Raw genomic sequence first — 7,503 nt, 5'->3', positions numbered from 1 at the left:
AACCAGGCCCCCATGCCTCCCGCCACGTTGACGGCGGAGTACCCGTTGCCGACCAGCCACTCACCCGCACGCTGCGAGCGGCCGCCGACACGGCAGATGACATGGAGATCGTCGTCGGGGTTCAGCTCGGCAAGCCGTTCCGGTAGCTGGTCGAGCGGGATATGGACCGCACCCTCGATGTGGCCCGCCTCCCACTCGTAGTCTTCCCGGACATCCAGGATCTTCGCGTTCTTGCCGACGGAGTCCACCGACACGTTCTCGAGCTGGCTCACTCGGTACTTCCCTTCCCTTGGATGCAATGCCGACGGTTCGATGCAGGGCAGGCACCCGCGGTGAACGACATCCCCAGCCTATAGTGGACACGGAAGTCGGGCGCCCCAGGCCGGTGCCGACCGTCACAGGATCGGAGTACTCATGGCAGCCGGTACCTGCGCGGCCCCGCGACCACCCGCAGCCCGGGGACGTGTGGAATGAGCGAGCTTCACGAGCTCTCCGCGCTGACCCTGCGCAATGGCCTGGCCCGCGGAGCGGTAAGCGCACGTGAAATCACTGAACACTTCCTCCGACGGATCGATGCACTGAATCCGCGCCTGGGCTCCTTCGTGACAGTGACGCACGACTCGGCGCTGGCGGAGGCCGACGCAGCCGACGAGCGGCGCAGGGCGGGGGCGCCCCTGCCGATGTTGCACGGGATGCCCCTGGCACACAAGGACCTCACCGACGTCGCCGGCGTGAGGACAACCTTGGGCACCGCCGCCCTCGATCCTGCGGTCGCGACCGAAGACTCTCCCCTCGCCGCGGTCCTCCGGACGGCCGGCGCCATCAGCCTCGGCAAGACACAGGTGCCCGAATTCGGCCTGAGCTGCTACAGCGAGAACCTCATCGCGCCGCCGGCGCGCAATCCGCTTGACCTCGACCTCAGCCCCGGAGGATCCTCGGGCGGCAGCGCTGCCGCAGTGGCCGCAGGCATGCTGCCCTTCGCTCCGGGGACCGACGGCGGCGGTTCGGTGCGCATCCCGGCTGCGGCCACCGGCCTCGTGGGGCTCAAACCGAACCGTGGCAGGGTACCTGCCGGATCGGGGCAGGCAGACCTCGGGCAGTTCGTGGTGGCCGGCCCCCTTGCCCGTTCCGCCGTGGATGCCGCGCTGCTCCTCGATGCCATGGTGCGCTCACCGAACTACCGCGCCACGTCCGCCGCCTCCCGTACCGCCCGGTCCTTCCTCGACGCCGCACTGCGCGCGGAAGGCCGGTTCCGGATCGGAGTCAGCACTGCGTCCCCGTTCTCCGCGGCGCTCGACGTCGACCCCGACCAGGTGAGCCTCGAGGCGCTGAACAGCGGGATCCGGCAGCTCCAATCCGCCGGTCATGACCTGGTGGACGCCCCGCTGACCTACGATCCTCGTTACGCTTCCGCCTTCCAGACCGTATGGACGGCCGGGCTCGCCACGGCGCCCATCCCCGAGGACCGCGAGGAGCACCTGACCGACCTCACGCGGGTGATGAGGCGGCGCGCACAACGGCGCAGTGCGCCCGAGCTCGCCGCCGCCGTCGACATCCTGCGCCAGTTCGAATACGACACCATCCTGCAGTATTCGGCCTATGACATGATCCTCACCCCGGCACTCGGCATGTCGCCGCGACCCGTCGGGTGGTACACGGACTCGAACGCCGACACCGACTACGAGCGCCAGTGCAGGTACACCCCCTACACCTCCATGGTGAATGTCTGCGGCCTTCCCGCCATCACCTTCCCCACACTGACCACGCCGGAGGGGCTGTCCATGGGGGTGCAGCTCATCGGACGTCCCAGCGACGAAGCGCACCTTCTCGCGGTCTGTGCTCAACTTGAGGCCCATCCCTGAATTTGCATTCCATAACGCCAATGGCACCATGGAATAAATGAGCACTGTGCGCAACCAGCCGACAACCGGCCTTTCCAAAAGCTTCTTCGGGCATCCCCGGATGCTCGCCGATCTGTTCAGCGTCGAACTGTGGGAGCGGTTCTCCTTCTACGGCATGCAGGCGCTGCTGCTGTACTACATGATCTACACGGTGCAGGACGGCGGCCTCGGCTTCGAGGAGGCCACAGCGGCCGGCCTGGTGGGGGCCTACGGCGGTGGTGTGTACCTCTCGACGATCCTCGGCGCGTGGATCGCGGACCGGCTCCTCGGGTCGGAGAAAGTACTTTTCTACTCGGCGATCCTCATCATGTTCGGGCACATCGCCCTTGCCGCCCTACCCGGCGTGGCAGGCCTCACCGTGGGCCTGGTGCTCGTGGGTGTCGGTTCGGGAGGGCTCAAGGCCAACGCTTCATCACTCGTCGGCACGCTCTACGCTCCCGGAGACGAGCGCCGTGATGCGGGCTTCTCCATCTTCTACATGGGAATCAACGTCGGCGCCCTGCTCGGCCCGCTCCTGACGAACCTCGTGTGGGCCTCGTACGGTTTCCACCTCGGGTTCGGCCTCGCGGCGCTGGGCATGGCCATCGGGCTCGTGCAGTACTCGACGACGAGGAAGAACCTTCCCGCGGCTGCCCATACCGTGGAGAACCCGCTCCCCCGCGCCCAGTACCGCCGCTGGGCAGTGATCGGCGCAGCCGGCGTCGCCGCTGTGATCCTCGCGATCGTCACCGGCCTCCTGAACGCCGGAAGCCTCGCCAACGTCATGGCCTATGCCGCCATCGCAGCGACGATCGCCTACTTCGCGGTGATTCTTTCCAGCAGCAAGGTCTCCCCGGTCGAACGGAGGCGGGTGTACTCCTTCATTCCGCTGTTCGTGGCCAGCGCCGCATTCTGGTCCCTGTTCCAGCAGCAGTTCACCGTGGTTGCCCTCTACTCCGAATCCCGGCTGGACCGGATGATCTTCGGGTGGGAGATGCCGCCGGGAATGGTCCAGTCGATCAATCCCATCTTCATCATCCTGTTCGCCGGAGTTTTCGCGGCGGTGTGGACCAAACTCGGCAGCCGCCAGCCTTCCTCACCGGTGAAGTTCGGCCTCGGGCTCGTCGTCATGGGCATCGCCTTCCTGGCATTCATCCCGTTCTCCGGTGGCGGCCCCAACAGCACCCCGCTTCTGGCGCTGGCCGGGATACTGCTCCTTTTCACCTGGGCTGAATTGTTCCTCTCCCCGATCGGCCTTTCGGTAGCCACGAAACTCGCACCCGAAGCGTTCCGCACCCAGACGGTTGCGCTCTTCTTCCTCTCCATCTCGCTCGGAACCACGGTGTCGGGAATCCTCGCCGGATACTACAGCGCCGACAACGAGGTGCCGTACTTCTCCTTCAGCGGCATCACGGCGATCGTGCTCGGAGCCGCCCTCATGGCGGCCGCGCCGGCAATCCGGAAGCTGATGTCCGGCGTCCGGTAGGAACAGCGCGGTCCGCCGGCCTTCCTTGCGCTTGCGGTGAGGATCCCCCAAACTCGTACTGACCGGTAACAAGCCCGGCAGTACTGCGCCGATCAAAGGAGATCCCGTGCCCAACCTCGCCTCCAACCTTGTGGCCACAGCGTCAGCCCACCCGTCAGCTGTGGCCATCAAGCTCGACGACGTCGAAGTCAGCTTCGGCGCCCTGGAGGTGCTGAGCCAGAAGATCGCCACACTCCTTGTCGAGATGGGTGTGGGGCGCGGCGACCGGGTGGCCCTCATCCTGCCGAACATTCCTCAGATGGCATTCATCTACTACGGAGTGCTCCGTCACGGAGCGGTGGTGGTGCCGCTCAACCCCCTCCTGAAGGGGCGCGAGATCGCCTACCACCTCGTGGATTCGGGAACGAGACTGGTCTTCGCCTGGGAGGGCGTCCTCGCCGAAGCGCAGAACGGAGCGGACAGTGCCGCGGAGGACAGCGCCGCGGTGGACGTCATCCCCGTTGACGGCGCAACCTTTATGCAGCGGGTTTCGGCGGCTGAACCGACACCGGGCCTTGTGGAGGTGGACGGCTCGGACACCGCCGTCCTGCTCTATACCTCCGGCACCACAGGACGGCCCAAGGGTGCGGATCTCAGCCACGACAACCTCCGGCGCAACACCGAGATCTCCCGGGACCTGATGGGCATCGAGGTGGGCGAAGTCCTTTTCGGAGGCCTGCCGTTCTTCCACATCTTCGGCCAGACCTGCGCCCTCAATGCCGCCGTGCTGACCGGGGCCACGGTGACACTCCTGCCCCGCTTCGAACCGGGAAAGGCGCTCGAGATCATCGAACGCGACGGCGTCACGGTCTTCGAGGGCGTCCCCACCATGTACATCGCGATGCTACGCCACCCTGCAGTGAAGGAAACGAACCTCGCCTCGCTCCGCGTGGCGGTCTCCGGGGGCTCCGCCCTGCCGGTCGAAGTGCTTCATGAGTTCGAGCGGGTCTTCGAGGCCGATCTCCTGGAGGGGTACGGCCTCTCCGAGACCTCGCCGATCGTCAGCTTCAACCGGGTGGGGGACGTCCGGAAGCCCGGCTCGATCGGCACCCCGGTGGACGGCGTCGAAGTGCGTATGCTCGACGCAGACGGCGCCGACGTCCCCCCGGGCGAGGTAGGCGAGCTCTCGGTACGGGGGCACTGCGTCATGAAGGGCTACTGGAACAACAGCGAGGCCACTGCCGCAGCGATTCCCGACGGCTGGTTCCGGACGGGAGACCTGGCGCGGTTCGATGAGGACGGCGCCATCTTCATCGTGGACCGCAAGAAGGACGTCATCCTGCGCGGCTCCTACAATGTGTACCCCCGCGAGGTGGAGGAGGTTCTCTACGAACATCCTGCAGTCGCCGAGGCGGCGGTGGTGGGCGTCGCCGATGAGCTCCACGGCGAGGAGGTGGTGGCCGTCGTCGGGCTCAAGGCGGAATCGATGCCTGCCGATGACGAGGCGCGCCGTGTCCTCAATGATGAGATCCTCGAATTCGCCAGGAAACGCCTCGCCGCCTACAAGTACCCGCGCAGGGTCGTTTTCGTGGATCAGCTTCCCAAGGGCCCGACCGGGAAGATCCTCAAGCGCGAAATCACTGTGTAAGTCCAACTCGTGTGAATCCGGCCCGGCCGGTGGGTCAGCCTACTTGTCGTCGTTATCGGCCTCGAAGCCGGGAGCCACCTCTGCTTCGGGACCGGGGCCGCCGTAGCCTCCGGCGTCCTGCTCCTCGGGCTTGCCTGCGGCGTCAGCGCCGTCGTCGTCGGGGTTTCCACTGGCATCGGTGGGATTTTCGCTCACGATTCTGCCTTTCTCCGAACTGAGGCGCCCGGTCCGGGTACCGATACTCAGCTTACTTAGTATTGGCTGGACATCAAGCGCTTTGCTCAGGGAGCAGTGGTGGCAGCGAAACCGATGAGCGCGACGAACAACACGACCACCAGTACGGTCAACAGGACCATGACGTAGCCGATGATCAGACCGGTCAGGGCCAGTGCCTTTCCGCTCGGTTCCCGCTTCAGGGCGAGATGACCGAAGACCACGGCCAGGATCTGCGGAATCACCAGGAAACCGCCGGTGAAGATGGCCGCGACGCCGCAGACCAGGGCGGCGATGCTCAGCCCTTTCGGCTCGGACATCCCGTAACCGCCGTGCGGGATCCCGGGCGGTGGAGTTCCATAGGGGGAGGTCTCTGCGGGTGATGCGCCGTACGGCGGCATCCCGGCGGGCGGCCTGCCGGGGTCGGAGTACCAGCGCGGGTCCTTGGGGTCGTTGAACGGTGGGCGGTCCTGCGGGCCGTTGTCGGCCATGTCTGCACCTTTTACCTAGGGGACTACCAGGCCTTCATCTTACTGAGTCCGGGTCCGGGCCGGAGGTAACGGGTGTATTTCGGTTGGTTCTTTGGCATGCTGAAGCCATGGCTAACCGAGCGGGCACTGTTGCCCTACCCAGCGACCTCATCGATGTGACGGCACTCCTCGACGCGTATTTCGACGTCGTACCAGATCTGGGGAATCCGGCGCAGCGTGTTGCGTTCGGCACCTCCGGGCACCGGGGGTCCTCGCTCAAGGCCTCCTTCAACGAGGGACACATCGCCGCGATCACCCAGGCGATCGTCGAGTACCGGGCCGGGCAGGGCATCACCGGTCCGCTGTTCATGGGCAAGGACACCCACGCACTGTCCGAGCCGGCCCAGAACACCGCCCTCGAGGTCCTCGCCGCCAACCGGGTGACGGTGCGGATCGACGCACGGGGAGCGTTCACGCCGACGCCCGCCGTCTCGCATGCGATCCTCGCCTACAACCTGGGCCGCACCGACCGGGCCGACGGTATCGTCATCACCCCGTCGCACAACCCGCCCGGCGACGGCGGATTCAAGTACAACCCGCCCCACGGCGGACCGGCCGATTCCGATGCGACCAACTGGATCGCGGCGCGGGCCAACGAACTCCTGGAGGACGGTCTTCGGGGCGTGCAGCGCGTACCGATCGCCGAGGCCCAGCAGGCCGAGGGCATCGGCACGTACGACTTCCTCCAGCACTACGTCGATGACCTGCCGAACGTCCTCGACCTCGAGGCCATCCGGGAGTCCGGGCTGCACATCGGCGCCGATCCCATGGGCGGCGCGTCGGTGGACTACTGGGGCGCGATCGGCGAACGCCACAACCTCAACCTCACCGTCGTCAACCCTGCAGTCGATCCCCAGTGGGCCTTCATGACCCTGGACTGGGACGAGAAGATCCGCATGGATTGCTCCTCTCCCTCGGCCATGGCCTCCCTGATCGCCCGCGCGTCGGAGTACGACATCGCCACGGGCAACGACGCCGACGCCGACCGCCACGGCATCGTGACCCCCGACGCCGGGCTCATGAACCCCAACCATTACCTCGCGGTGGCCATCGATTACCTCTACCGCAACCGTCCGGCGTGGCGCGCCGACGCCGTTGTCGGAAAGACCCTCGTCTCCTCCTCGATCATCGACCGCGTCGCGGCCGACCTCGGCCGGGTGCTGCAGGAGGTTCCCGTCGGCTTCAAGTGGTTCGTCCCGGGGCTCCTCTCGGGCGAGCTGGCTTTCGGTGGCGAGGAATCGGCCGGGGCCTCCTTCCTCCGGCACGATGCCTCACCGTGGAGCACCGACAAGGACGGCATCCTCCTGGCACTGCTCGCCTCGGAGATCACCGCTGTGACAGGAAAGACGCCGTCGCAGCACTACGCGGGGCTCACCGAGCGGTTCGGTGCGCCCGTGTACGCGCGGATCGACGCGGCCGCCACCCGTGAGCAGAAAGCAGCCCTCGGGAAGCTCTCGCCGTCGGACGTCACTGCCACCACCCTCGCCGGCGAGGACATCACTGCCCGGCTCACCGAGGCTCCGGGCAACGGCGCACCCGTCGGTGGGCTGAAGGTCACCACGGAGAATGCGTGGTTCGCCGCACGGCCCTCGGGCACCGAGGACGTCTATAAGATCTACGCCGAATCCTTCCTCGGGGAGAAACACCTGGCGCAGGTGCAGGCGGAGGCGAAACTGCTGGTCGACGGCGTGATCGGCGGCTGAACTCGATTGCAGGAGCCGGCGGTTACAGGAGCCGGCGGAGGAGCCTCCGCTTGATCGGCCCGTC

The 7,503-nt window shown here is 66.6% G+C and carries 7 protein-coding genes; 4 read left to right on the top strand and 3 right to left on the bottom strand.

The annotated features are described in order from the left end of the window. Positions 1–272, bottom strand: a 272-nt coding sequence (locus Y705_RS19805; RefSeq protein ID WP_049822722.1) for a rhodanese-like domain-containing protein, incomplete at its 3' end; no start/stop codon positions are given. A gap of 198 nt (positions 273–470) precedes the next feature. Between Y705_RS19805 and Y705_RS0112720 the strand changes: the two genes are divergently transcribed. The 3 genes from Y705_RS0112720 (at position 471) to Y705_RS0112710 (ending at position 4,993) form a co-directional block, all read left to right on the top strand. Continuing rightward, positions 471–1,862 (top strand): amidase, encoded by a 1,392-nt coding sequence (locus Y705_RS0112720; RefSeq protein WP_026533128.1) that lies wholly within the window; start codon positions 471–473, stop codon positions 1,860–1,862. Positions 1,863–1,899: 37 nt separating this feature from the next. After that, positions 1,900–3,366 carry a peptide MFS transporter gene (locus tag Y705_RS0112715; RefSeq protein WP_026533127.1) on the top strand — a complete coding sequence of 489 codons (1,467 nt, stop codon included), beginning with the start codon at positions 1,900–1,902 and terminating at the stop codon, positions 3,364–3,366. Between the two features lie 106 nt (positions 3,367–3,472). Continuing rightward, positions 3,473–4,993 (top strand): long-chain-fatty-acid--CoA ligase, encoded by a 1,521-nt coding sequence (locus Y705_RS0112710; protein WP_026533126.1) that lies wholly within the window; start codon positions 3,473–3,475, stop codon positions 4,991–4,993. A 39-nt stretch (positions 4,994–5,032) separates the two neighbouring features. Here Y705_RS0112710 and Y705_RS21945 read toward each other — a convergent pair whose 3' ends face one another. Then, a complete protein-coding gene (locus Y705_RS21945) occupies positions 5,033–5,188 on the bottom strand; it encodes a hypothetical protein (protein WP_155850071.1) in 156 nt (51 codons plus the stop codon). 86 nt (positions 5,189–5,274) lie between these two features. Then, the gene (locus Y705_RS19800; protein WP_049822721.1) at positions 5,275–5,697 is read right to left on the bottom strand and encodes a DUF4190 domain-containing protein; all 423 of its coding nucleotides are present in this window, start codon (positions 5,695–5,697) and stop codon (positions 5,275–5,277) included. 107 nt (positions 5,698–5,804) lie between these two features. Here Y705_RS19800 and pgm point away from each other — a divergent pair, with 107 nt between their 5' ends. Next, on the top strand, positions 5,805–7,439 hold the full coding sequence (gene pgm, locus Y705_RS0112695; protein ID WP_026533125.1) for a phosphoglucomutase (alpha-D-glucose-1,6-bisphosphate-dependent): 1,635 nt from the start codon (positions 5,805–5,807) through the stop codon (positions 7,437–7,439). Positions 7,440–7,503: the final 64 nt, after the last annotated feature.

This window comes from Arthrobacter sp. H41 (assembly GCF_000520535.1).
Lineage (GTDB): Bacteria > Actinomycetota > Actinomycetes > Actinomycetales > Micrococcaceae > Arthrobacter_D.
The sequence above is the reverse complement of the archived record's forward strand: the minus strand, read 5'-3'. Positions and strand labels throughout refer to the sequence as shown.

What these genes read in the sequence shown, in the direction of transcription:
- Y705_RS0112720 (WP_026533128.1), top strand. Translation starts at nt 471, where the DNA reads ATGAGCGAGCTTCACGAGCTCTCCGCGCTGACCCTGCGCAATGGCCTG.
- Y705_RS0112715 (WP_026533127.1), top strand. Translation starts at nt 1,900, where the DNA reads ATGAGCACTGTGCGCAACCAGCCGACAACCGGCCTTTCCAAAAGCTTC.
- Y705_RS19800 (WP_049822721.1), bottom strand. Translation starts at nt 5,697, where the DNA reads ATGGCCGACAACGGCCCGCAGGACCGCCCACCGTTCAACGACCCCAAG.
- pgm (WP_026533125.1), top strand. Translation starts at nt 5,805, where the DNA reads ATGGCTAACCGAGCGGGCACTGTTGCCCTACCCAGCGACCTCATCGAT.